Consider the following 23,415-nt stretch of genomic DNA (forward strand, 5'->3'; position numbering starts at 1 on the left):
CGAAAGGACATCCCGTGGCTACACATGACTCTCTGTTCTCTGCTGAGGACGTCCGGCGCACCGAGGACGGTCTTGCCGTCTCTGTGCAGCTGCCGTGGTACCGGAGCCTGTGGCTCTCCGCCGTCGACGACGTGGAGGTGCGCGTCGACGGCTTCGAGGTCCCCCGCGACCGCGTGCGCTTCCTGCTGCAGGGCCGCTCCTATCGCATCGAGGAGCTGCCCGAGCAGTGGGACACGCTCTGGTTCGTCGCCGACCGACCCGACGTCGTGATCACCCTCGATGACGTGCCGGCATTGGGCGACTCCGTGAACGTTGAGGTGGTGCTGACGATGAGGCTCCTCTACATGCAGATCTCACCGGGATCCGACGGCGGACCAGGTCGCTATGTCACGAACCGCGTACCCGTGGCGCAGGACGTGGTGCTCGCATGAGCAGGCGACTGCGCGTGGCGATGATCGGCCACGGATTCATGGGCGCGGCGCACTCCGTCGGGTGGAGGCAGGCCCCGGCCATGTTCGACCTGCCTGCAGAGGTGGAGATGGCAGTCCTGGTGGGCCGGGACGCCGCCGCCGTGGAGTCCTCTGCCCGTCACTGGGGTTGGGTGAGCTCCGCGACCGACTGGCGAGACGTCGTCGCGCGCGACGACATCGACATCGTGGACATCGTCACTCCAGGAGGCACCCACGCCGAGATCGCCCAGGCGGCGCTCGCCTCCGGCAAGCACGTGCTGTGTGAGAAGCCGTTGGCCAACACCCTCCCAGAGGCGGAGGCGATGGCGGCCGCTGCGGAGACCTCCGGCGCTTGTGCGCTCGCCGGTTTCACCTACCGGCGTCTCCCCGCCACTGCCCTCATCAGACGCATGATCGGAGAGGGTCGGATAGGTCGTGTGCGGCAGGTGCGCGCGGCCTACCGTCAGGACTGGCTGGTCGATGCCCAGGCGCCGTTGGTATGGCGGCTGCAGAAGGAGCACGCCGGCTCGGGTGCCCTGGGCGACATCGGGGCGCACATCATCGACATGGTCCATTTCGTCACCGGTCAGCGAGTTGAGTCGGTGTCCGGCACGCTCGAGACGGTCGTCGAGCGTCGACCGGTGCTGCACGAGGGCCGGGGTCTCTCCGGCACCGCCGGCGACGGATGGGGCGAGGTCACCGTGGATGATCTGGCGATCTTCTCCGGGCGCCTCTCGGACGGGGCCCTCGCCTCGTTCGAGGCGACACGTTTCGCCACTGGCCGCAAGAACTCCCTGACGATCGAGGTCTCGGGAAGCTCCGGGGCACTCGTCTGGGATCTGGAGCGGCTCAACGAGGTCCAGTTCTATGACCGGACGGCGACCTCCACCGCTCAGGGGTTTACGACCATCTTGGTCACGGAGCCGGAGCACCCCTACGCGGCGGCGTGGTGGCCTCCGGGGCACGGTCTCGGATATGAGCACGGCTTCGTGCACCAGGCCAGGGACTTCGTGGCTGCGATCGCCGGGGACGAGCCTCTGCACTCGACGTTCGCTGAGGGCCTCGACGTGCAGCGAGTGCTGGCCGCCGTCGAGGACAGCGCGCAGCACGGGTCCGTGTGGACTCCGGTCCGCAGCTGAGTACCGGCAGGAATTCATGAGAAGGGGACCACGTCATGGGACGACCGATCACGCTGTTCACCGGCCAATGGGCCGATCTGCCGTTCGAGGAGGTCTGTCGACTCGCCGGAGAATGGGGATACGACGGGCTGGAGATCGCCTGCTGGGGTGACCACCTCGACCCCTCACGGTGGGACGACGACGCCTACGTCACCGGACGCCTGGAGCTGCTCGAGGAGCAGGGCCTGAAGGTCTGGGCCATCGCTGGGCACCTGACCGGTCAGGCGGTCTGCGATGATCCGATCGATCAGCGGCACCGGGACATCCTTCCGGACAGGGTCTGGGGCGATGGTGAACCGGAGGGGGTGCGGGAACGTGCCGCGGCGGAGATCCAGGACACCGCGCGTCTGGCCGCCCGGCTGGGAGCCGGTACCGTGACCGGATTCACCGGCTCGGCCATCTGGAAGTACGTCGCCATGTTCCCACCCGTCACGGAGGACATGATCGCCGCGGGGTATCAGGACTTCGCCGATCGGTGGAACCCGATCATCGACGTCTTCGAGGAGGTCGGCGTCCGCTTCGCGCTCGAAGTGCACCCGTCCGAGATCGCCTATGACTATTGGACGGCGCGTCGCACACTGGAGGCGATCGGGCACCGGCCGGGCTTCGGAATCAACTTCGACCCCTCACACTTCATGTGGCAGCAGCTGGATCCCGTGGCGTTCGTCCTCGACTTCGCCGACCACATCTTCCACGTCCATGTGAAGGAGTCCGTGACTGCGCTGGACGGTCGCAACGGCGTGCTCGGATCGCACCTGCCGTGGGACAGCCCCCGCCGTGGGTGGACCTTCGTCTCCACCGGACATGGACAGGTGCCGTGGGAGCGGATGTTCCGCGCGTTGAACGCGATCGGGTATCGGGGCCCGACGAGTGTGGAGTGGGAGGACGCGGGGATGGAACGCCGTCAGGGTGCCCCGGAGGCGCTGGAGTTCGTCCGCCGGCTCAACGCGGTGAGGCCGCCCGATGCGGCCTTCGATGCGGCGTTCTCCCGGACGGCCTCGGCAAGCCCGTCTCCATAAATCTCCGTGATCCCGCGTATACGGGATCACCCCTCCTCGACGTGACCTGGGTCACCGATAGTGGAAGAAGAAGCGAACCGAAAGGAACGACCATGATCAGTCTTCTCTCCCACCTCTCGTACGTGGCCATCACCTCTCCCGACGTGGAAGCCTCTGTCTCCTTCTATGAGAATCAGGTCGGGCTCCAGGTGGTCGACCGGATCGACGGCGCCGTCTACCTGCGCTGCTGGGGGGACTACTACCGCTACAGCGTGGTGGTGGTCCCCGGTGAGGAGCCGGGCCTCCACACGGCGGCCTGGCGCACCACGAGCCTCGAGGCGCTCGAGGAGGCGGTGCGCCGCCTGGAGGCCGAAGGTGTCGAGGGTGAGTGGTTCGAGGGTCACACCATCGGCCGGGCCTACCACTTCACGGGGCCCCAGGGGCACCCCATGACTCTGCACTGGGACGTGGAGCACCACACGAGCGGGGGCGACCTCGCCTCCCTCTATCCCGACCGTCCGCAGCGTCGCTCCTCGCATGCAGGCGCCCCTCGCCAACTGGACCATGTGACGATCGCGGCCCGGGACGTCGACGCCTTCTGCGAGTGGTACACCCGCGTCCTCGGGTTCCGGCACATGGCCCGCACCGTGCTCGACGAAGCCCCCGTCTCGGTGTTCTCTGTGCTGACGACGAACGAGAAGTCGCACGACCTGGGTGTCGTGCTGGACGGCTCCACCCGAGCCGGCCGGGTCAACCACTACGCGTTCTGGGTGGATACCCGCGAAGAGCTGCTGATCGCCGCCGACGTCCTCATGGAGAACGGCACCGACATCGAGTACGGCCCCTCCATCCACGGCATCGGCGAGCAGAACTTCCTGTACTACCGGGAGCCCTCGTCGCTGCGCATCGAGCTCAACACCGGCGGCTACCGGAACTACGTGCCCGACTGGGAGCCCAACACCTGGACGCCGTCCCAGGGGTCGAACAACTTCTACCGCAACGGCGCGATGCCGATGTCGATGACGGAGTCATTTCCGCCCGCGGATGGGCCCAGCGCGACGGAAGAGGGAGTCCCTGAGGAGATCAGGGACTCCCTGATCAACCCCTACGCGGTGCAGGGTCGCGGCTGAGCCGCCGGCCGACGCTGTGATGCCATGGCTGAAAGACTGGAGGCGGCGATGACCCCTGAAGCGTGGACGTTGGACGTCCCTTTCGCGCTCGCACGTGTGGACGACGGTCGCACCGGCGTCGTCCGGAATGACGAGATCCGACTGCTCAGCGACGACGAGCTCGGGGCGAAAAGTCTCAACGCATTCCTCGCGGCACCTGATTGGGGCCGACTCGAAGCGGTGGCGGAGAGCGCAGATGCATGGCGCCCGGTCGATTCCGTGCGGCTGGCCGCTCCGGTGGAACCTCGCCAGGTGCTCCAGACCGGGGCCAACTACCGCGAGCATGTCATCGAACTGGTGGCCGCAGGTCTGACTCAGGACGGCGACCGCAGCCCCGAGGAGGCGCGAGCCTTCGCCGCTGACCTCATGGACAGGAGGAAGGCTGAAGGTGAGCCCTACTTCTTCATCGGGCTGCCGGCCTGCGTGGTCGGCGTCGATGAGGCCCTGACCCTGCCGAGCTATAGCGAGCAGCATGACTGGGAGCTTGAGCTGGCCGTGGTCATCGGTCGGGAGACGTATCGGATCTCGGCCGCCGAAGCCGAGGCCCACATCGCCGGATACACGATCGTCAACGACATCACGACCCGTGACCTGGTGTTCCGGAAGGACATGAAGGAGATCGGAACAGACTGGTATCGGTCGAAGAACGCCCCAGGCTTCCTGCCGACCGGTCCGTACCTTGTCCCGGCGCCCTTCGTGGACCCTGGGGATCTGGGCATCCGGCTGAGCCTCAACGGCACCGTCATGCAGGACTCCCGCACGTCTGACCTCCTCTTCGACATCCCCACGTTGGTGGCCCAGGCCTCCCAGACGATGCCGCTGCGGCCGGGGGACCTCCTGCTCACCGGCAGCCCCGCCGGGAACGGTATGCATTGGGGACGGATGCTGCAGGATGACGACGTGATGGTCGGGTCGATCGAACGGCTCGGCAGTCAGACCGTCCGGTGCACCACCGAGGAGGACACATGAGAGAGACGACACGGAGCAGGCCCCTCCACAGCGGCGATCTCGACCGCAGCGCCGCCGAGAGGCATATCGCGGAGGCCGCACGGGCCTGCAGCAACTGGGGGCGGTGGGGCGCGGACGACGTCCTGGGCACCCTGAACTTCATCAACACCGAGAAACGGATCCAAGCTGCCGGCCTGATCCGCGAGGGACGTACGGTCTCTCTCGCGCTGCGCTTCGACATGGACGGGCCGCAGAAGGGCTGGCGACGCCGCACGAACCCCGTGCACACCATGCTGGACACCGGGACGGACGCTGAGCGAGGCATGCAGGGCTTCCCCCACGGCATCGGCGGCGCGGACGATGTCGTCGCCATGCCCCTGCAGTGCTCCACCCAATGGGACGGCCTGGGGCACATCTTCGACCACGGCTGGGCGTGGAACGGGAGGAGGGCCGGCGAGGTGGTCACGAGCGACGGGGACCTCGTCACCGGCATCGAACATGCTGCCGACACCCTCGTCTCCCGCGGAGTGCTCCTGGATCTGGGACGCCATCTGCACCCGGAGACCGGGGAGCTTCCGGATGGTCACGCCATCACAGAGGGGGAGATCGAGGGCTGCATCGAGGCCCAGGGGGTCTCCAGCCAGGTCGGACGCGGCGACATCCTGCTGGTCCGGACCGGGCAGCTGTCCCGAGTGGGTCCGGGCGCCTGGGGCGACTATGCCGGAGGGCCGGCCCCAGGGCTCTCCTTCACCACGGCGAGTTGGCTCCACCGTTCCGAGGTCGCCGCGGTGGCCACAGACACCTGGGGTTTCGAAGTGCGCCCCAACGAATTCGACCAGGCGTTCCAGCCGCTCCATCAGGTCTGCATCCCCAACATGGGCCTGACCATCGGTGAGATGTGGAATCTGGAGGAGCTGGCCCGGATCTGTGCGGACACCGGTCGTTATGAGTTCTTCCTGGCGGCCCCGCCGCTGCCCATCACAGGGGCCGTCGGCTCACCCATCAATCCCATCGCCGTGCTCTGACCGGCCTGTTTCTGAGGAGAATCCCATGTCAGCAGTCGCCATCGTGGCCATCGTCGGCGCAGGAGTGACCGGCCTCGCCGCCGCCAGAGGACTCGCCCAGGCCGGCGTGAGGGTCGAGGTCTTCGAATCAGCGTCAGAGATCAGCGCGAAAGGTTCTGGGATCACCTTGCAGGGCAACGCACTGCGTGCTCTGCGCGGGCTCGGCCTGTGGGAGGAGGTGCGGGACAGTGGGTACCCCTTCGAAGGTCTGCGCCTGCGGGCGCCGGGACCCGACGCGGCTGTCGTCGCGGAGCTCCCCGATGTGAAGACCGGGGGCGATGACCTCCCCGCGGCAATGGGCATGCCGCGTCGTGAGCTGGCCCGCATCATGTACCAGGGTGCCCTCAACGCGGGCGCCCAGGTGGAGATGGGGGCACGGGTCACGCACATCGACGATCGCGGCACCGAGATCGGCCTCTTCGTGGACGGGCAGGACAGGGGCCCCTACGACCTGATCATCGGGGCCGACGGTCTCAACTCGACCATCCGCGACGGACTGGGCATCGGTGAACGGCCAGAACCGACCGGGATGGGCATCTGGCGCACCTTCGTCTCTCGTCCGGACGAGGTCACCGAGACCCAGCTGTTCTACGGCGGGCCGGCCTACATCGCCGGATACACCCCCACCGGAGACGACTCCATGTACGCCTTCCTGGTCGAGGCGGCCCAGGACCGGACCGGAGTCGACGACGCTGAGGCAGTGCGCATCATGGATGACCTCTCGGCCAGCTACGGCGGCCCGTGGGAGTCCATCCGCCGGGACCTCCGCCAGGGCGCCGCCGTCAACTACACCTGGTTCACTTCGCACCTGGTGCCTGCCCCGTGGAACAGGGGCAGAGCCGTCATCATCGGAGACGCGGCGCACAGCTGCCCTCCGACCATCGCGCAGGGCGCGGCCCAAGGGCTCGAGGATGCCGCGGTGCTCACGGAGCTCCTCCTCTCCTCCGACCGTCTGGACGATGACCTGTGGTCCGCATTCCACGCTCGGCGCGTGCCTCGCGCCTCTGCCGTCGTCGACGCATCAGTGCAGCTCGGACAGTGGCAGCTCGACGGCGACCGGGAGGCCGATGCTCCGGGGCTGATCGTCGCGACGGCCAAACAGATGGCGGTGCCGGCATGATCACCGACGTCCATGCCCATCTCCTGATGCCGGATCTCCAGGCCGAGGTCGAACGGCGGGACCCCGCCGGGGTTGCGGCGGCCGCCGAACTGGAGATGGTCCGCCAGGGCGAGGAGAGCCTGCGAGCCTCTGCGGCCATGATCGGTTCCCGATTCGCCGCCCTGACCGACCTGGAGACGCGGCTGAGCAGGATGGACAGCCAGGGCGTCGACCGGCAATGGGTCAGCCCGTCGCCGAATCACTACTACCCTTGGGCCGATGAGGAGCTCGCCGTGTGGGCAGCCTGCGAGGCGAACCGGCACATCGCGGAGCACGTCGCGGACGCGCCGGACCGGTTGACCGGTCTCGGTCTCGTGCCGCTGCAGCAGCCGCAGGCCCTGGTCCACTGCCTCGAGGATGCTGTCAGCACACGGAGCCTGGCGGGGGTGGAGGTGTCCTCCTTCGCCGGCGATGTGGAGCTCTCCGATGAGCGGCTGGAGCCCTTCTGGAGCCGGGCCGAGGAGCTCGGCGCCGTCGTGTTCCTCCACCCCTTCGGCTGCAGCCTCGATGAACGTCTGGATCGCTACTACCTGTCCAACACCGTGGGCCAGCCCGTGGAGAACGCGGTGGCCCTGTCCCACATGATCTTCGCCGGAGTGCTGGACCGGCATCCGCGTCTGAAGCTGATCGTCGCCCACGGGGGCGGCTATCTGCCCGCCGCTGTCGGCCGCTCGGACCGGGCGTGGCGGGTGCGTCCGGAAGCGCAGGTCTGTGCGCATCCTCCGTCGACGTACCTGCGTCGGATCTGGTTCGACACCGTCGTCCACGACGCGGCTGCGCTTCGTGGGCTCGTCGGGGCGGTCGGAGCCGACAGGGTGCTGATGGGCAGCGACTATCCGTTCGACATGGGCACGGACGATCCGGTCTCCCTCGTGACCGAGGCCGGTCTCGACGACGACGTGCGGGAGGGGATCCTGGCCGGCAACGCGGCTGCCCTGATGCGCGACGGCGGGGATCGCACCGGCGCGGTCAGACCGACCCGGGAGGTGGGCGCATGAAGGTCGGACGGTGGCGGTACGACGGACGCGTCCAGGAGGGATTCATCCGCACCGAAGGCGTCGTGGCGTTCCCTGAGGACCTGACCATGAGCCAGGTCATCGCCGGCGGCGTCGCCGCCGCGCGGGAGGCCTGCGAGCGGACTGACCCGCAGCTGATCCCGTGGCACCTGGTCACTCTCGTCGCGCCGCTCGAGCCTGCTTCGATCCGTGACTTCGTCGCCTTCGAAGAGCACGTCGAAGGGGTCAGTGCGGCGGTTGACGGCCGCAGCCAGGTCGTGCCGGAGTGGTACGAGGCACCGACGTTCTACTTCACGAATCCCCACACGGTCCTGGGTACGGGCGAGCTCATGAGTCCGCCGGTCACGGAGCGGCTGGACTTCGAGTTGGAGCTCGCGGCCGTCGTCGGCGGAGTTGAGGGCTCTGAGGGGACGTCGTTGACGCCGGATGAGGCCGAAGACCACATCTTCGGCTACACGGTCATGAACGACTGGTCCGCCCGAGACCTCCAGAGCAGAGAGATGCGCGTGCGCCTGGGGCCCTGCAAGGGCAAAGACTTCGGCACCACGCTCGGCCCGTGGATCGTCACGGCGGATGAGCTGAACCGGCGCTGCGGCCCGGACGGGCGGATGGGGCTGCGGGCGGAGGTCTATGTCAACGGTGAGCTGGTCGGCCAGGATCTGACGTCCCATATGGGATGGACATTCCCGGAGCTGGTCGCCTATGCCTCCCGGAACTCGGTGGTGCGCCCCGGCGACGTCCTGGGCTCCGGAACCGTCGGCAACGGCGGATGTCTGGCCGAGCTGTGGGGCCGCCGCGGCGTGACCGACCCGCCGCCCCTGGTCCAGGGGGACACCGTGACCATGTGGATCGAAGGCGTCGGTGAGATCACCAATGTGGTCGGGGCCGCCCGACCGGCACCACCCATCCGATCCGCACGATCTGCGGCATCGGTCTGAGACACCAAGGAACGACCTGACACGGAGGAGACACGGCCATGGCCACTCATGACGTCCTGATCAACGACTCTGCGCTCCGGAGCCACCCGGAGGGGGTGGCGATCGCCCTGCAGCTGCCCTGGTACCGCAGCCTGTGGCTCTCCGCCGTGCAGTCCGTCGACGTCAGCGTGGACGGAGACCGCGTCGCCCCGGAGAGGCTCAGCCTCGAGCTGGCGGGAGGGCGGCATCCGGTCGCTGAGCTGCCCGACCGGTGGGACGTCCTGTGGTTCGTGGGTGATCACCCGCTGCTGGTGATCGAGCAGGAGGAGGCCTCCCCTGTGGGGGCCAGTCACAGGATCGAGCTCTCCGTGGTCCTGCGCCTGCCCTACATGCAGATCGCGCCGGGAACGCCCGAGGGCCCTGGTACCTACGTGCCGAATCACGTGACGGTCGATCAGGAGCTGATCGTGCGTGACTCGGCCTCGACCGGCACGCCGAGTGACGGGACGTTCTCTGTCACGGATCGTGCGGGCGCCGAGCAGTCAGGTCCTGCGGAGCCTGCCGCGACGGGCGAGCTCCCGTTCGGACTGGGACTGACCCTGTACTCCGCAACCGCGGAGCTCGTCGCCGGCCAGCTGGACCTGGACTCCACTCTGCAGCGGGTGGCGGACCTGGGGATCGGGCCGGGCATCGAGATCGTCGCCTCCCAGACCCTGCGCAGCTACCCCGATGTCACGGAGAGCTTCGTCGAGCGCTGGCGCAGAAGCTTCGATCGCTACGGGTTCACGGCGACCTCGTTCGGCGCGAACCTGGACATGGGACGCCGAAACGATCGAGACATGACTCTCGACGAGGAGTATGACTTCACCCGACGGCTGTTCGACGGCGCGCACCGGCTGGGATTCCCGCTGGTGCGCATCCAGTCCGCCAAGCCGGAGCTGCTCAGGCGGCTGCTGCCCCTCGCGGAGGAGCTCGAGCTGAAGATGGCCTACGAGATCCATGCCCCGCATGGACCTGATTCTGAGCCGATCCTGCGGGTGCGTGAGGTGTACGAGGAGCTCGACTCGCCGCTGCTGGGCTTCGTCGCGGACTTCTCGTCCACGATGCGCCGGATGGCGCCGACGCTGCTGGGCACGATGGGCAGGATGGGGCTGGACTCCGCGGCGCTCGATCGCCTGCAGGAGATCTGGGCCACCGACGAGCCGATTCAGGTCAGGCAGGAGGAGTTTCTCGGCTACCTGCGTTCCCGGGGCATCGACCCCGCCACTCTGGGCCCCTTCGCCCGACTCGCCTTCAACATGCAGGGGCACGTCGACGTCGAGGCCTGGCAGGAGATCATGCCGCAGATCATGCATGTCCACGCCAAGTTCTATGACATCGACGAGGACGGACAGGAGCCCGCGATCGACTATCCGCGGCTGGTGCGGATCTTCGCCGACGGCGGCTTCCGCGGGTGGTTCTCCTCCGAGTGGGAGGGTCATGCCTTTGCAGATCTCGGGCAGGTCGACTCCCTGGAGCTCGTCCGTCGGCAGCATGACCTGATTCGCAGGAGCGTCCATGCGCGGTGACGCCGCCGAAGCGCGCGTCGGGCATCTGACGTCCTGGAGGCTCCGCGCTGTGCTCGCGACGCTTCTGGGAGCCGCGTTCCTGGGGGCGATCGATCACACGATCGTCTCGACGGCACTGTCCACGATCGCCGGCGAACTGGGGGCCGTTCAGCATCTCAGCTGGATCGTGGTCTCGTACACGATGGCAGCCGCGGTGCTGCTGCCCTTCCTGGGCAGGGTCGGAGATCGGCTCGGCGTGCGCCGGGTCTTCATCGCAGGGCTCGTCGTGTTCATCCTGGCCTCCCTGCTCTGCGGCTACGCTCAGAGCCTTCCGCAGATCGTGGCGGCCCGTCTCGTGCAGGGGTGTGGCGCCGCAGCGATGCAGCTGATGTCCCAGACGATCATCGCCTCCGTCGCTCCCCCGAGGCAGCGCGCCAAACACCTGAGCATCGTGGGTCTGGCCTTTCCCGTGGCCATCGTGGTGGGTCCCGTGCTCGGCGGACTGATCACTGAGACCTGGGGTTGGCCGTGGATCTTCTGGATCAACGTGCCGCTGGGGGCGCTCGCCGTCGCCGGTGCCTGGGCCTTCATCCCACGGATCAGCGGTGACCGCACAGTGCGGATCGATCCGTGGAGCGTGCTTCTCTTCGTGATGTCCTCGGTCTCCCTGATCCTGCTGATCACCTGGTGGGGCGAGGACGTCTGGCAGCCCCAGATGGCTGTGGCCGCGACGATCATGGTGCTCGGCGGCGCGGCGTGGGTGCTCCGGGAGCGGCGCCTGGAACACCCGCTGGTCCCGCTCTCGATCCTCACCGATCGTGGTGTCCTGCTCACCGGCGGCCTCGCGGCCGTCATCGGCGTGGGCCTCTTCGCGGTGGTCGCCTATGTGCCGACGTACATCCAGATGGCCTACCTGGTCTCGCCGACGACATCGGGCCTGGTGCCCATGGCGACCGTCTTCGGCATGCTGGTGGCCTCTTTGGGGACAGGCTGGCTTGTGGCCCGGTCGGGCCGCTATCGCCGATACCCTCTCGTGGGCTCGGCGCTCGCCGCGTCCGGCCTACTGGCCATGGCGTTCATCCCGACGTCCGCGCCGTTGGCGGCCCCCATGATCGCCATGGCAGCGGTCGGGGTGGGCACTGGCTGCATCATGAACCTCCTCGTGGCCGTCGCACAGTCCGTCGTGCCTGCGCAGGATGTGGGAGCCTCGACGGCCATGGTCAACCTGGTCCGCCAGCTTTGCGCAGCGGCAGGGGGAGGCTTCGTCGGCAGCATGATCGGTTCCGGGGTGGTGTCGCGTCTGCCGGACCGGATCACGCAACAGGGCCTCTCGCCGGAACGCGTCGCCTCCGCAACCGGGGCTGACCAGGCCTTGGTCGCCCAGGCCTATGACGAGGTGCTCTCGTCGGTGTTTCTCTCCCTGGCCGGGGTCTACCTCCTCGGCATCGTCATCGCCGCGGCGCTTCCCCGGGACGCCCTGAGTGCCTCCGGCGACACCATCGACAACTCGTCATCACAGGAGGCGGAGTCATCATCATGAAGACCATCTGTATCGTCGGCAGCGGCCCCATCGGGTCCGCCTACGCGCGGACCCTGCTCGAGAGTGGCCCGGATGTCCGGGTGATCATGCTCGAAGCCGGACCTCAGCTCACCGAAGTGCCGGGAGAGAGTGTGCGGAACCTCCTCGATCCGGAGACCAAGGCGGAGGCCCGGACGAAGTCACAGGGTCCGCTCGCCGGGGACCACCGTGCGGCCCTCGGCATCCCCGAGGACACTGTGGTGGAGGGAAGCTTCACCGCCCGGCAGGGCACCTTCCTGCTGGACTACGGCGGAGAGGGAAGCGCGGAGGCGGCACAGTTCCCTGCCGCGGCGGCCTCCTCCAACGTCGGAGGCCAGGGTGCTCACTGGACCTGTGCCACACCGCGCCCGGCGGACAGCGAGAAGGTGACCTTCATCGACGACGCCGAATGGGAGGACCTCCTGGCAGCGGCTGAGGAGCTGCTGCATGTGCACGAGGACCCGTTCGACGACTCCCCCATCGCCGCGGCCCTCCAGACCATCCTGGAGGGTGAGTTCGCCGATGAGCTTCCCGAGGGGCGCGGCGTCGGCAAGCTCCCGGTCGCGGGAGACCCCCAGGAGGACGGCACCATGCGATGGGCCGGTGCCGACGTCGTCCTGGGTCCCCTCACCGATGCGTCGGACCCGCTCGCGGAGAGGTTCCAGCTCCGGGACCTCACGCTCGTGCGGGAGATCCTTCACGGTGACGGTCGCGCTCGCGGCGTGGTAGCCCAGGACCTGCGCACCGGCGAGGTCGAGGAGATCCCGGCCGACGCCGTCGTCGTCGCGGCCGATGCCTTCCGCACTCCGCAGCTCCTGTGGCGCTCCGGCGTCCGACCCCAGGCGCTCGGACGCTACCTCACCGAGCACCCCGTGGTGGTGTGCACCGTGGCGCTGGACGGCGAGACCATGCGCCGGTACGTCCCTGAGGAGGACCGAGACGCGGAGCTGGCCCGCCGGGCCCGCCATGCAGATCCGGTGGCTGCGGCACTGCGCATCCCGTTCTCCGAGCCTGACCATCCGTACTCCGCCCAGGTCATGTATTCGGAGCAGCCGCCGTTCCCGTTGCCAGAGGACTCCCCTCACCGTGACAGTCCCTGGGGTTTCGTCAACATGGGATTCGGACTTCGCAAGCACCCGCGTCCTGAGGACGGAGTGAGCTTCGACGATGAGCGCGAGGATTATCTCGGCTTCCCGCGCATGACGATCCGATACGAGCTCACTGCGACGGAGGAGGCGGAGATCAGCGCTGCGACAGAGCGCCTCCGCAGAGCCGGGACGGCTCTCGGACACCTGGTCGCCGCTCCGCGGCTCATGCCTGCGGGGTCGAGCCTCCACTATCAGGGCACGACGCGGCTCGGGACCACGGATGACGGGACCAGCGTCGCCGACCCGTGGTCGGTTGTCTGGGGCTACGACAACCTGGTGGTCGGAGGCAACGGAGTCATCCCGACGGCGACGACCATGAACCCCACGCTGATGAGCGTGGCCTTGGCAGTCCGGGGGGCGCGCCGTCTGGCGGACTCGCTCAGAGGATGACGGACGAGAGGGCCCCCGTCACCGCGCGGAGCCGGCGGGGATGCGGATCTCCGCTGCAACCTCGCAGAGCAGCTCCCGGAACCAGCGGTGCTCGCGGTCATTGTCATGGACCGGATGCCACCACAGGGCGGTGCGCACCGTTGGCACGTCGAACGGCACGGAGTGCAGGCGGAGCCCCTGAAGAGGCAGGCGTTGCGCGATGCCACGGTGCAGGACGGCAAGCCGTCGGGTCCTGCGGACGAAGTTGGGCAGGGCCAGGAAGCTCTCCACCACGGCCTCGATCCTGGGCTCCAGACCCAGATGACGCATCTGGCGATCCGCGGCCGTGAATGCGGAGCGGGTCAGGTACGTGACGACCCACGGGCAGGCCGCCAGCATGTCCATCGTCAGTGGCTCGGACAGGTGAGGGTTGTCCTCTGCGGCGAGGATCACCCACTCGTCCTGCCACAGGTCAGCGTGGGAGAGCTCTGTGAGAAAGCCGTGGGGCAGGATCATCCCGTCCGCCGTGCGCAGATGGTGTGCCGCATCTTCGACCACGGTCGGATTGTGAAGCCGCATGCGCACTGTCGCTCGGGGAGCCGTCTCCGCCATGCGTTTCGACAGCAGGGCGCCCATCATGGCCAGGCCGTAGTCGGACCCGAAGATGGTGAACTCGCGCGTTGACTGCTCTGGCCGCCAATGCGGTGTGAGGTCGAAGACGCGATGTGCGGATTCGAGTGCCGTGGTGGTGTGTTCGGTGAGACGCTCTCCCAGAGGAGTTAGTCGGTAGGTGTTTCCCTGGCGCGCCAGGATGTCGTCTCCGAAGTGTCGCCGGAGGCGGGCGAGTGAGGCGCTCAGAGCTGGCTGACTGAGATGAAGCCTCCGCGCCGCATGGGTGACGCTCTTCTCCGTCAAGAGGGCGTCGAGAGCGATCAGCAGGTTCAGGTCCAGGCGGGCGACCTGCTGGTAGTCGCTCATGGTCGGTCACCTCTCCCCGCTGTGTGCTGTTCGATGGTAACAGTGGTACGTGTCACGGATGAGCTGGTCGGAGGCGTCTCGGGCCTTCCTCGCGGAGGATGCCTGTGAGAACCTGAGAACGGACTTGGTATACCGCACGAGGGGAGTCGACTCATGAAGAAGACACTGGCTGGCCTGGGGGCCTTCGCACTGCTGGCGACCACGGCCTGTGCTGACGGGGAGGACGGTGCGGACGTCGACGAGGACGTCAACGACGCCGCTGAGGCCGCTGACACCGACGACGACGGCGCGACGTCGGACGACGCGGCTGCCGAGGATGCGGAGACGGATGAGGACTGCGCGGTCCTCGAACATGCCATGGGTCTGCGCTGGCAGCAGCAGAGCGCGGAGGCCAAGGCCCTGCAGGCGCAGACCTACCGCCTGGCGGAGCAGCGCCTGGAGGAGCTCGTCGACGAGGCCGACGGCGAGGATCTGGCGCTCATCACCGACCTGGACGAGACGGCAGTGGACAACTCCGAGCTGCTCGCTCGGGACATGGCCCAGTGCCACGACTACACCGACTGGGAGACCTGGGACCACTGGGAGCGCGAAGGCACGGCCCGCGTCATCCCCGGCGCCCTGGAGTTCTTCGAGCGTGCCGATGAGCTGGGCGTGACGATCGTCTACCTCTCCGACCGCACGGAGGAGAACCTCGATGACACCCTCGCCATGCTGGAGGAGCTGGAGTTCCCGCAGGTGGAGGAGGACCAGGTCCTGCTGCTGGGTCCGCCCAAGCAGGAGCGCCGGGAGTCCGTGGAGGCCGAGTACGAGCTGATCATGCAGCTCGGCGACACTCTGCATGACTTCCATGAGGGCTACGCCGGCGCCGACCTGGAGGAGCAGCACGACCTCATCGAGGAGCATGCCGACCGGTGGGGCGACGACTGGTTCGTCCTGCCCAACCCTACCTACGGCTCCTGGCAGGAGGCCGAGCTCGACGAATGGGACGCCGAGATGGAGTTCGGCACCTACGACGAAGAGGGCAACCACTGAGGGGCTGACGTCGCTGGTCTCCGGCCGGGGCATCTCTCGGCCGGAGACCGGATCGCCCCGTGGGTTGTGGCCGGGCCGCGACGTGACGTCCGTCAGCGCCGCTGATCCAGCACCGGCGGGTTCCGCACGACGTCGCGCTCCGGCCGGTACATGTCCCGCACCACCACGGCCATGATCCACAGGGTCGCGGCCATGTGGCCCAGCACGGCCAGCACATAGACGCCGTCGGCCATGCTGTGCTGCGGCTGGTGGTCCCCGACGACGCCGGCCAGGTACATCCACACCGCCCAGAAGTGCAGGAACTCCGCGGCCTGCCAGATCAGCACGTCCCGCCACCGAGGCGCGGCCAGGGCGATCAGCGGGATCAGCCAGATCATGAACTGCGGCGAGTAGACCTTGTTGACCAGCGCGAAGGCCGCGACGATCAGCAGGAGCAGCTGGACGGTCCGCGGCGGGACGGGAGCCTTCGCGCCGAGGATCAGCACGCCGAGGCAGCAAGCCACGAACAGCGCCAGGCTCAGAGTGGAGATCAGCTCCGGTGCCGGCCCGCTGCCGCCCTGACCCTCGGCGAGCACCTGCCAGATGTGCCAGATGGAGGAGTACCCAGCGCCGCGCTCGGCGGAGAACGCCCAGAACTGGGACCAGTTCTCCGGGCTGACGAGCATGGCCGGGAGGTTCAGGGTCACCCAGGCGAGGACGGCGGCGCCCAGTGTGCGCCCGAACGCGCTCCACGGCAGGCCGTCGCGGCGCACGGCGAGCACGAACACCGCCCCCAGCAGGAACAGGGGGAACAGCTTGAAGGAGACTCCCACTCCGATCAGGGCGCCGGCGGTCAGGTGCTGTCCGCGCTGGTGCGCCAGCAGCGCCAGCACCAGCGCGGCCGTGGCCCAGAGGTCCCAGTTGATGCCCGCTCCGTAGATGATCGCCGGGGAGGTGGCCACGATCGCCGCGTCCCAGGGGCGTCGCCCGGCCGCGCGCATCACGGCCAGCACCAGCACGAACCAGGCCAGGGCGGCACCCAGGAAGGTCACGTCCCAGTACAGCAGGGACAGGCGGCCCTCCCAATACACCAGCGACGGCGCCAGCGTGCTCGTCACGGCGTCCACCCCGTGGGTGACCAAGGCGGCCAGCGAGGCCAGCAGGGAGGTCAGCACCGGGTACTCGAACCAGGCGCCGTCGACGAACGGCGCCCACGGGTCCTGCGCGAGCCCACGCTGCACATACAGGGCAGAGACGTCCGAGTAGCAGCCATGGTGGTACACGGCTACGCCCACCCAACCCTCGGCGCGGCAGTGCTGCATGGTCAGCACCGAGAGCAGCACGGCCACAGCGGTCATCACCAACAGCGCGCGCGTCACGCTCCGACGACGGGAGGGCCGGAGCCGGGCACCGGCCGGGCCGCCCAGCCGGTCGGAGAGCAGCCGCAGCAGCGGGTCGGACCGGGTGGGGGCGACGACGGCATCCCGGCAGGATGCGTGGGTGTCAGGCCTCCCGCGGCGTCGGGTCGAAGGCTCGTCAGACATCAGCCCCACTCTACGACCGTTCCCAACGCCTCACGCTCCGGGATCGGCGGGTTCGGCAAGACCGACGGATTCGGCGCAAACCTCACGTGACGTTCGAGTTGTCCCGGCGGCGGATGGCGCCGGCTCCTCTGTCTCGACGACTGTTCTCCTCGGGGCCGGATCCATCTGCCGCTGTCCCGGTGTCGAATGATCCGGAGGAGGAGCGGGGCGATGGCAGAGATCACAGCGGCTGACGAGGCCCAGGAGCGCGCACGCCTGCAGGAGGTCCTGCAGAAGCTCCGGACGCAGCGGGATCGTCTGACCTCCTCGATCGATCGCTCGGCGGAGGAGATCCAGGAGAACAAGGAGCTCATCTGGAAGAACCAGCGGGACATGGACCATGCCGAGAAGGCGAACATCCGCATCCAGGTGGATGAGACCGTCGGCGTGACGATGAATGCCGACGAGGCGCGGCGTCGCCTGGAGAAGCTGCTCCTCTCCCCCCTATTTCGGGCGGGTGGACTTCCACCGCGAGGAGACCACCTCGACCGCTGCGCATTACATCGGCCTGCACAGCTTCCGGGATCCCGACACCCGCGAGGTGCTCGTCCACGATTGGCGGGCCCCGGTGTCCTCCCTCTTCTACGACTTCGAGACAGGACCGGCCGAATACGCCGCGCCCAGCGGCGTTGAACGCGGAGAGATCACCGGCAAGCGTCAGTACAAGATCGACGACGGCCAGATGCGGTTCATGCTGGAGAGCACCCTGAGCATCGGTGACGATGTGCTGCAGGAGGAGCTCAGCCGCGGCGCGGACGACAAGATGCGCAACATCGTGGCCACCATCCAGCGTGAGCAGAATGCGGTGATCCGCAACGAGGACGCCGAGGTGCTGATCCTCCAAGGGGTCGCAGGTTCAAATCCTGTCAGCCCGACCAGAAAGTCGCGGAAACTCACGGGTTTCCGCGACTTTTTCCGGCTCTTCGCAGATGAGGGTGTAGAGGCAGCCCCTAGTGGTCGGGGCGTGGCGGTGTCCGGATAGAGGTCGAGGCCTTCCGAAGATGGAAGTTCCTACGCTCGCCATCTGAAAGACCTCGACGTGCCCCAGCCTACTTTCACCGCCCCAGATCTCGATTCCTTCTGCCTGCTCGATGACCTCGGCCTGAGGGTCACCGGCCAGCAGATCCACCACGACCGCGCCATCCTGGAATGCCGCCTCACCCAGGATGATCCGTGGTGTCGAGACTGCGGCGGTGAAGGAGCTGCTCGGGGCACGGTGGTGCGGAAGTTGGCTCATCTGCCACTGGGGTGGTGGCCCACCACCCTCTGGGTCAGAGTCCGCCGATACCGATGCGCTGACTGTGCCAGGGTCTGGCGGCAGGACACCAGTACGGCTGCGGCCCCGCGGGCGAAGCTGAGCAGGCATGCGGTGCTGTGGGCGCTGAAGTCGGTAGTGATCGACAGGATGAGCATTGCCCGAGTTGCTGCCGCCCTGGCCAGTTCGTGGCACACCGTCAACGATGCCGTGCTCGCCGCCGGCCATCAGCTGCTGATCGCGGACCCCCACCGATTCGACGGGGTCGCGGTGATCGGGGTCGATGAGCACTGCTGGCGCCACACCGGCCGCGGATCCCGCTACGTGACCGTGATCATCGATCTGACCCCGATCCGTGAGGGCACCGGTCCAGCGCGGTTGCTGGACATGGTCGAAGGACGCTCGAAGAAAGTCTTCACCACCTGGCTCGCCGCCTGCAGCACAGCATTCCGCACCGGCATCGAGGTGGTGGCCATGGACGGGTTCACCGGGTTCAAGACCGCCGCGGCAGAACAACTGCCAGAGGCCACGGCGGTGATGGATCCCTTCCATGTGGTCGCACTGGCCGGGGATGCGTTGGATCAGGCCCGGCAACGGGTCCAGCGTGAGACCACCGGGCACCGGGGACGTTCAGGGGACCCGCTCTACGGGGTGCGGAAGACACTGCGCACCGGAGTCGATCTGCTCACCCTCGGCCAGGGGGCCAAGCTCGATCGAGTCTTCGGTTCTGATGAGCATGTCGAGGTCGAGGCCACCTGGAGCGCGTATCAGAAGGTCGTCGCCGCCTACCGGTGCGCCTCCAAGCCCACGGGCAAGCAAATGCTCAACGAGGTGATCAACTCGCTGCGCCACGGGGTCCCGGCCAGGCTGGTCGAACTGAAGAAGCTCGGCCGGACGCTGAACCGCCGGGCGGCCGACATCCTGGCCTACTTCGACCGCCCCGGCACTTCCAACGGGCCCACGGAGGCGATCAACGGCCGGCTGGAGCACCTGCGCGGCACTGCTCTGGGCTTCCGGAATCTGACCAACTACATCACCCGAGCGTTGCTGGACACCGGAGGATTCAGACCCCTGCTACACCCTCATCTGCGATGAGCCGGTTAAGCCACGGCCGTCGGTTTCGATGGGGAAGAACAGAATAAGTCATCGGCCAGCGGCCACCGCGGCGTTCGAAGATCGGGGTGCCACGGGACCACTCCTCGAACGCGGTGCCGTCACAGACGGGTATCGCGGGCACGGGCCAGGCTACAGTCGACGGCACCGACGATGCAGATGTGCAGGTCGGGCGACGCTCCGCCCATAAATGGGCCAGCGCTTCCGCGTAGGGCACTAGAGCAGAGCACACGGTGACCGGACGCTTCGGCCATGCGCACGAGGAAGCCGGTCGCTGCTTCGTTCGAGCGCCTCATACGTCGAGGCGCGCCCGACGTTGGCGTGGAGCGCACGCACCGCCAGACCAGAAAGTAGGCTTAGACCCGAACGCTCTGAGCCTCGGGGCGAAGCGTCAGATGACCTATTGCGAACACCCCTTGGAGGAAGCTAGAGATGATGGCTGAGGACTCACCACGCGCATGGCGTGCTGCCGAGTTCTTCGCCGGTATCGGTCTCGCCCGGCTAGGGATGTCCAAAGCGGGGATCGACGTCGTGTGGTCTAACGACATAGCGCCCACGAAGCATGCGATGTTCGAGCGAAACTTCGGAACTTCCGAAGACCATACGTTCCTTGTTGAGGACCTGGGCAAGCTGTCTCGTGAGCAACTTCCAGAAAACACAGATATAGCCTGGGCGTCGTTCCCCTGCACAGACCTGTCGGTCGCTGGCGGGCGTGCTGGACTTCACCGTGGAATCGCAAGCTCCACTTTCTGGCACTTCATCAAGGCGTTGAGCAAACTAGGTTCCGCACGTCCACCGGTCATAGCGTTGGAGAACGTCACAGCATTCGCGACGAGCCACTCGGGTCAGGACATCGCGAGCGCGATCCGATCGCTCAATGGGCTTGGGTACTCGGTGGACGTCCTAAGCATCGACGCCCGCCGTTTCGTTCCTCAATCGCGGCCGCGGCTGTTCCTCATCGGCACCAGTGCACCCGTCGCGACTATGACTGAGCCAAGTCCGTTGCGTCCGGACTGGTTGGTTCCGATCTTCGATGACCCCGCCCTCGTGACCCATAAGATGCACGTGCCAGAGCCGCCGCCGCTCCTCACAGACGGGCTCGTCGCATACCTAGAGACACTGAGCGAGGATGACCCCCGTTGGTGGTCGACCGAGCGTGTCGACGCCTTTGTCGGCTCGTTGTCTGACCTGCAGTCCGAGAGGTTCAATACGCTTCGGGACGGGAAGACGGGCACCGCGCGCACCGCATACCGCCGAATGCGCCAAGGAACGCCACGATGGGAACTGCGCTCCGACGGCATTGCCGGTTGTCTGCGCACGTCGAGCGGCGGCTCGTCGAAGCAGGCGGTCGTCTTCCTCGGGCAGGGCGACGTCCGCATCCGGTGGATGACTCCACGCGAGTACGCATCACTTATGGGCGCCCCGGAATACCCGATCGATGGCGTGAAAGAACATCACGCGTACTCCGGGTTCGGCGATGCGGTCTGCGCGCCCGTCGTGGAGTGGCTTTCGGTGAACTATCTCGTTCCATTACTGGCCAGCATGGAAATCGACGTAATTCCTGACGAAGCTCGACAGCTCGAATTCGTCGCCAGCTAGCTGTAGCGCTGGCTGAGGCGGTGTCAGGGAGCCGGTTGATTCTTCAGTAGCGCGCGCAGCTGCGTGTTCTCGACCTCAAGTTCTTTGATCCGCTTGGTTTCGTCCGAGGGGGCGAAGTACTGCTCCAGGTAGCCCGCAAGCTCTCCCTGGACTACGGCCTCCCAATGCTCAACGATGGCGGGATCGTAGTAGTCCCGCGGCGTCTTGCTCTCCTTGGCCATCTCCACGGCGGTCGGGAAGTCCGCGCTGGTGAAAGAGGGGATGGACTGCTCGCCTGCGATGTCTCGCCCGCGATTCAGGTGGGCGATCATTGGGTTGAGAACTCCGTCGACTAGGTAGTTATGAAGCTCTGGCGTCAGATCGATCGTGTTGTTCGGGCCGAGGAGGACCGCCTCGCCCCTCCCGTTGGTCAGCCATCCCGGGATGGTGCCGTACTCGACGTTCAGCTTCAGGTACTCACTGACAGAGCGGGTGGCCCATCCCGCTCCTCCCTCGAAGAGACAGAACTGGCTCGCGAGGAAGTTCTTGCTCGTCATGTAGAAGATCAGCGTGTTGTCGTCTGTGATGTTGCGCTTGACCACTTCACTCAACGCCAGTGCGTCGAGCAATACATCGGTGGCCCCTTTCCGCGAAGTGAAGAAGATCTCTTCCTGCTTCGCACCGCGTGCCCGAAGGAGGTCATCGATGAACAAAGCGAACGCCCGATCCGTCCTGGCATGGGAAATGAATACCCGGTACGACTGCTTCGGCGTCACGTCGCCCTGGATCTTGTTCGTGATCACCATCTGGAGTTCGTCCCTGGTGCTCTGCGGTATCTCCTTGTGCTGCTCCAGATCGGCATGAAGCTGTTCGGCGAAGTGCCGCTTGCCCGCCGTCTCGCGGCGTTCCTTCTCTTTGCCGACCTCTGTGGATATCAGGCTCGCCAGCTTGTTGCGTTCCTGGATCAAGTAGCGAACCAGCGGCCGAACGAGTGCGCGGAGCAATGTCACACGTTTGTCTGTCTCATCGAAGTCCTGCCGGTTTGAAGTCGCGATGTCGGGGAGGGAATCCTCGTCGAGGAGATCGAACGTGATCTCGCCTTCGATGTAGTTGACGTAGGTTCCGGTGAGCCCGAGCTGGGAGAGCAGGCGATCGCTTGCCAGCTTTCCGCGCACGTAGACGCGGAGCTGAGCCGGATTGTAGTATCTGTTCTTCGTAAAGCGCGCATCGTTGTTCTGGGCAGACTTGTTGTCGATGGTCGCGTGAACACCGATCCAACCGGTCAGTCTGTAGTGAACGCCGAGGTAGGTGCGATTCTCAGGGTCGACGTCGTCCACGATCTCAGCCCAGGCCTCGTCCTGTTCGGGCTCTGCTGGCATCGGAGAACGTCGAGGCGTGTGCGTGTAGATGTCCCCGGGCAGGCCCTTCGCAGGGATCTTCAAGTCCTGCGCCGAGGACGCGAGCTCCACCGGCTGGAGAGACGTGTCGGGAAAGTTCATCACGACCTCGGCAAGATTGCCGAACGCGATGCTCTTCTCAACTGGCTCGTACGCGGGCATTGACTGAGCGCTGGACGTCTGGACCCAAAGCAAAATTCTGGGCGTCGCGCTGACTGGGAGAAGAAACTGATTTGCGAGGCGAGTCCCGAGCGCGTTGACAGCCTGGGTTCCATACCCAGTGAGATCAACGCTGAGCATCGTGAGCCGTGTACCCGTCTCGAACCCAGCCCACATCGTGTCATTTGGGGTCGAGTACGTACCATCTACCGCTGCAAGGTTGGGGTGCGCGTCGAGGTCTACCTCGGCCTCACGGGCGTCCAGCTCCCACGACGAAGCTCCTTCCACATGTCTGGTCGACAGATAGAAGTGTGGTGAGAGGAACAGGGCGGCAAGCTTGCCGATCCCCTTGCGGCCCTTGGGGCTGGCGTCGGCGATGCTGTTGCGGCTCTCGGCCTTGCGCTTGTCGTAGCCGACCTTCACATACGTGTCGATGTCATCGCGGGACATGCCGCCGCCGTTGTCGATGACCTCGACAACGGCGTTCGACTTGTCTCGGGCATCCACGTAGACATAGACCTCAGTGGCGCCCGCGTCGAGCCCATTTGCGACGAGCTCTGACAGCGCGCTCCATGGGTTCGAGTACAGCCCCCGGCCGAGCAGCTTCAAAGCGAGCCAGCTGAACGTGAACGACGCTTCGTCATTGACTGCCGCCACCTGGCACCCCTCCTCACCGTCTACTGGGTACGGATCGCCCGTGTTTCCAAGATACACGCGTCCTGGCCAGGAGCTGAGGTGACTCGGCGTGGTCAGGGACTACAGGACGAGGTGCTTCCCTTGCAGCCCCTTGCCACGGACGAGTGGGACAGCTGGGCACGGGA

General features: G+C 66.8%; 19 protein-coding genes. 16 read left to right on the forward strand and 3 right to left on the reverse strand.

Features of this window, described 5'->3' with window-relative positions; genetic code table 11:
• The first annotated feature begins 14 nt into the window (after positions 1-14).
• The 12 genes from Q7C18_RS12030 to Q7C18_RS12085 all read left to right on the forward strand — a co-directional run bounded on the left by Q7C18_RS12030 (position 15) and on the right by Q7C18_RS12085 (position 13,541).
• The gene (locus Q7C18_RS12030) at positions 15-431 is read left to right on the forward strand and encodes a DUF6379 domain-containing protein (protein WP_311025586.1); all 417 of its coding nucleotides are present in this window, start codon (positions 15-17) and stop codon (positions 429-431) included.
• Entirely contained in the window at positions 428-1,588 is a 1,161-nt protein-coding gene (locus Q7C18_RS12035) for a Gfo/Idh/MocA family oxidoreductase (RefSeq protein ID WP_311025587.1), read from the forward strand. Before Q7C18_RS12030 ends, Q7C18_RS12035 begins: the two co-directional genes overlap by 4 nt.
• Before the next feature lie 35 nt (positions 1,589-1,623).
• Entirely contained in the window at positions 1,624-2,646 is a 1,023-nt protein-coding gene (locus tag Q7C18_RS12040) for a sugar phosphate isomerase/epimerase family protein (RefSeq protein WP_311025588.1), read from the forward strand.
• Between the two features lie 92 nt (positions 2,647-2,738).
• On the forward strand, positions 2,739-3,755 hold the full coding sequence (locus Q7C18_RS12045) for a VOC family protein (RefSeq protein ID WP_311025589.1): 1,017 nt from the start codon (positions 2,739-2,741) through the stop codon (positions 3,753-3,755).
• A gap of 24 nt (positions 3,756-3,779) precedes the next feature.
• Entirely contained in the window at positions 3,780-4,763 is a 984-nt protein-coding gene (locus Q7C18_RS12050) for a fumarylacetoacetate hydrolase family protein (protein WP_311025590.1), read from the forward strand.
• Positions 4,760-5,767: a cyclase family protein gene (locus tag Q7C18_RS12055; protein ID WP_311025591.1), complete on the forward strand. Its 1,008-nt coding sequence runs from the start codon at positions 4,760-4,762 to the stop codon at positions 5,765-5,767. The genes Q7C18_RS12050 and Q7C18_RS12055 overlap by 4 nt, the downstream gene beginning before the upstream one ends.
• Positions 5,768-5,792: 25 nt before the next feature.
• The gene (locus Q7C18_RS12060) at positions 5,793-6,926 is read left to right on the forward strand and encodes an FAD-dependent monooxygenase (RefSeq protein WP_311025592.1); all 1,134 of its coding nucleotides are present in this window, start codon (positions 5,793-5,795) and stop codon (positions 6,924-6,926) included.
• Positions 6,923-7,963: an amidohydrolase family protein gene (locus tag Q7C18_RS12065; protein ID WP_311025593.1), complete on the forward strand. Its 1,041-nt coding sequence runs from the start codon at positions 6,923-6,925 to the stop codon at positions 7,961-7,963. The genes Q7C18_RS12060 and Q7C18_RS12065 overlap by 4 nt, the downstream gene beginning before the upstream one ends.
• Complete coding sequence (locus Q7C18_RS12070) at positions 7,960-8,919, forward strand: fumarylacetoacetate hydrolase family protein (protein WP_311025594.1); 960 nt, start codon at positions 7,960-7,962, stop codon at positions 8,917-8,919. The genes Q7C18_RS12065 and Q7C18_RS12070 overlap by 4 nt, the downstream gene beginning before the upstream one ends.
• A gap of 38 nt (positions 8,920-8,957) precedes the next feature.
• On the forward strand, positions 8,958-10,466 hold the full coding sequence (locus Q7C18_RS12075) for a DUF6379 domain-containing protein (RefSeq protein ID WP_311025595.1): 1,509 nt from the start codon (positions 8,958-8,960) through the stop codon (positions 10,464-10,466).
• Positions 10,456-11,985 carry an MFS transporter gene (locus Q7C18_RS12080; protein WP_311025596.1) on the forward strand — a complete coding sequence of 510 codons (1,530 nt, stop codon included), beginning with the start codon at positions 10,456-10,458 and terminating at the stop codon, positions 11,983-11,985. Before Q7C18_RS12075 ends, Q7C18_RS12080 begins: the two co-directional genes overlap by 11 nt.
• A complete protein-coding gene (locus Q7C18_RS12085) occupies positions 11,982-13,541 on the forward strand; it encodes a GMC oxidoreductase (RefSeq protein ID WP_311025597.1) in 1,560 nt (519 codons plus the stop codon). The genes Q7C18_RS12080 and Q7C18_RS12085 overlap by 4 nt, the downstream gene beginning before the upstream one ends.
• 18 nt (positions 13,542-13,559) lie before the next feature.
• On the opposite strand, the gene Q7C18_RS12090 is transcribed toward Q7C18_RS12085, so the two are convergent.
• Complete coding sequence (locus tag Q7C18_RS12090) at positions 13,560-14,498, reverse strand: LysR family transcriptional regulator (RefSeq protein ID WP_311025598.1); 939 nt, start codon at positions 14,496-14,498, stop codon at positions 13,560-13,562.
• A gap of 153 nt (positions 14,499-14,651) precedes the next feature.
• Between Q7C18_RS12090 and Q7C18_RS12095 the strand changes: the two genes are divergently transcribed.
• Positions 14,652-15,530 carry an HAD family acid phosphatase gene (locus Q7C18_RS12095; RefSeq protein WP_311025599.1) on the forward strand — a complete coding sequence of 293 codons (879 nt, stop codon included), beginning with the start codon at positions 14,652-14,654 and terminating at the stop codon, positions 15,528-15,530.
• A gap of 92 nt (positions 15,531-15,622) precedes the next feature.
• Here the strand turns inward: Q7C18_RS12095 and Q7C18_RS12100 are convergent, their stop codons facing one another.
• Positions 15,623-17,053: a glycosyltransferase 87 family protein gene (locus Q7C18_RS12100; protein ID WP_311025600.1), complete on the reverse strand. Its 1,431-nt coding sequence runs from the start codon at positions 17,051-17,053 to the stop codon at positions 15,623-15,625.
• Positions 17,054-17,549: 496 nt separating this feature from the next.
• Here Q7C18_RS12100 and Q7C18_RS12105 point away from each other — a divergent pair, with 496 nt between their 5' ends.
• The 3 genes from Q7C18_RS12105 to Q7C18_RS12115 all read left to right on the forward strand — a co-directional run bounded on the left by Q7C18_RS12105 (position 17,550) and on the right by Q7C18_RS12115 (position 21,059).
• Positions 17,550-18,074 (forward strand): hypothetical protein, encoded by a 525-nt coding sequence (locus tag Q7C18_RS12105; protein WP_311025601.1) that lies wholly within the window; start codon positions 17,550-17,552, stop codon positions 18,072-18,074.
• Positions 18,075-18,131: 57 nt separating this feature from the next.
• Positions 18,132-19,442, forward strand: a complete 1,311-nt coding sequence (locus Q7C18_RS12110) for an ISL3 family transposase (protein WP_311025602.1) — start codon at positions 18,132-18,134, stop codon at positions 19,440-19,442.
• A 450-nt stretch (positions 19,443-19,892) separates the two neighbouring features.
• Positions 19,893-21,059 (forward strand): DNA (cytosine-5-)-methyltransferase, encoded by a 1,167-nt coding sequence (locus tag Q7C18_RS12115; protein WP_311025603.1) that lies wholly within the window; start codon positions 19,893-19,895, stop codon positions 21,057-21,059.
• 23 nt (positions 21,060-21,082) lie between these two features.
• Here the strand turns inward: Q7C18_RS12115 and Q7C18_RS12120 are convergent, their stop codons facing one another.
• The gene (locus Q7C18_RS12120; RefSeq protein WP_311025604.1) at positions 21,083-23,308 is read right to left on the reverse strand and encodes an ATP-binding protein; all 2,226 of its coding nucleotides are present in this window, start codon (positions 23,306-23,308) and stop codon (positions 21,083-21,085) included.
• Between the last annotated feature and the right edge of the window lie 107 nt (positions 23,309-23,415).

Source organism: Nesterenkonia sp. CL21 (assembly GCF_031705515.1).
Lineage (GTDB): Bacteria > Actinomycetota > Actinomycetes > Actinomycetales > Micrococcaceae > Nesterenkonia > Nesterenkonia aethiopica.

Excerpts from the sequence above, each read along its gene's own strand:
- Q7C18_RS12035 (WP_311025587.1), top strand. The coding sequence starts at position 428 with ATGAGCAGGCGACTGCGCGTGGCGATGATCGGCCACGGATTCATGGGC.
- Q7C18_RS12040 (WP_311025588.1), top strand. The coding sequence starts at position 1,624 with ATGGGACGACCGATCACGCTGTTCACCGGCCAATGGGCCGATCTGCCG.
- Q7C18_RS12045 (WP_311025589.1), top strand. The coding sequence starts at position 2,739 with ATGATCAGTCTTCTCTCCCACCTCTCGTACGTGGCCATCACCTCTCCC.
- Q7C18_RS12050 (WP_311025590.1), top strand. The coding sequence starts at position 3,780 with ATGGCTGAAAGACTGGAGGCGGCGATGACCCCTGAAGCGTGGACGTTG.
- Q7C18_RS12055 (WP_311025591.1), top strand. The coding sequence starts at position 4,760 with ATGAGAGAGACGACACGGAGCAGGCCCCTCCACAGCGGCGATCTCGAC.
- Q7C18_RS12060 (WP_311025592.1), top strand. The coding sequence starts at position 5,793 with ATGTCAGCAGTCGCCATCGTGGCCATCGTCGGCGCAGGAGTGACCGGC.
- Q7C18_RS12065 (WP_311025593.1), top strand. The coding sequence starts at position 6,923 with ATGATCACCGACGTCCATGCCCATCTCCTGATGCCGGATCTCCAGGCC.
- Q7C18_RS12070 (WP_311025594.1), top strand. The coding sequence starts at position 7,960 with ATGAAGGTCGGACGGTGGCGGTACGACGGACGCGTCCAGGAGGGATTC.
- Q7C18_RS12075 (WP_311025595.1), top strand. The coding sequence starts at position 8,958 with ATGGCCACTCATGACGTCCTGATCAACGACTCTGCGCTCCGGAGCCAC.
- Q7C18_RS12080 (WP_311025596.1), top strand. The coding sequence starts at position 10,456 with ATGCGCGGTGACGCCGCCGAAGCGCGCGTCGGGCATCTGACGTCCTGG.
- Q7C18_RS12085 (WP_311025597.1), top strand. The coding sequence starts at position 11,982 with ATGAAGACCATCTGTATCGTCGGCAGCGGCCCCATCGGGTCCGCCTAC.
- Q7C18_RS12090 (WP_311025598.1), bottom strand. The coding sequence starts at position 14,498 with ATGAGCGACTACCAGCAGGTCGCCCGCCTGGACCTGAACCTGCTGATC.
- Q7C18_RS12095 (WP_311025599.1), top strand. The coding sequence starts at position 14,652 with ATGAAGAAGACACTGGCTGGCCTGGGGGCCTTCGCACTGCTGGCGACC.
- Q7C18_RS12100 (WP_311025600.1), bottom strand. The coding sequence starts at position 17,053 with ATGTCTGACGAGCCTTCGACCCGACGCCGCGGGAGGCCTGACACCCAC.
- Q7C18_RS12115 (WP_311025603.1), top strand. The coding sequence starts at position 19,893 with ATGATGGCTGAGGACTCACCACGCGCATGGCGTGCTGCCGAGTTCTTC.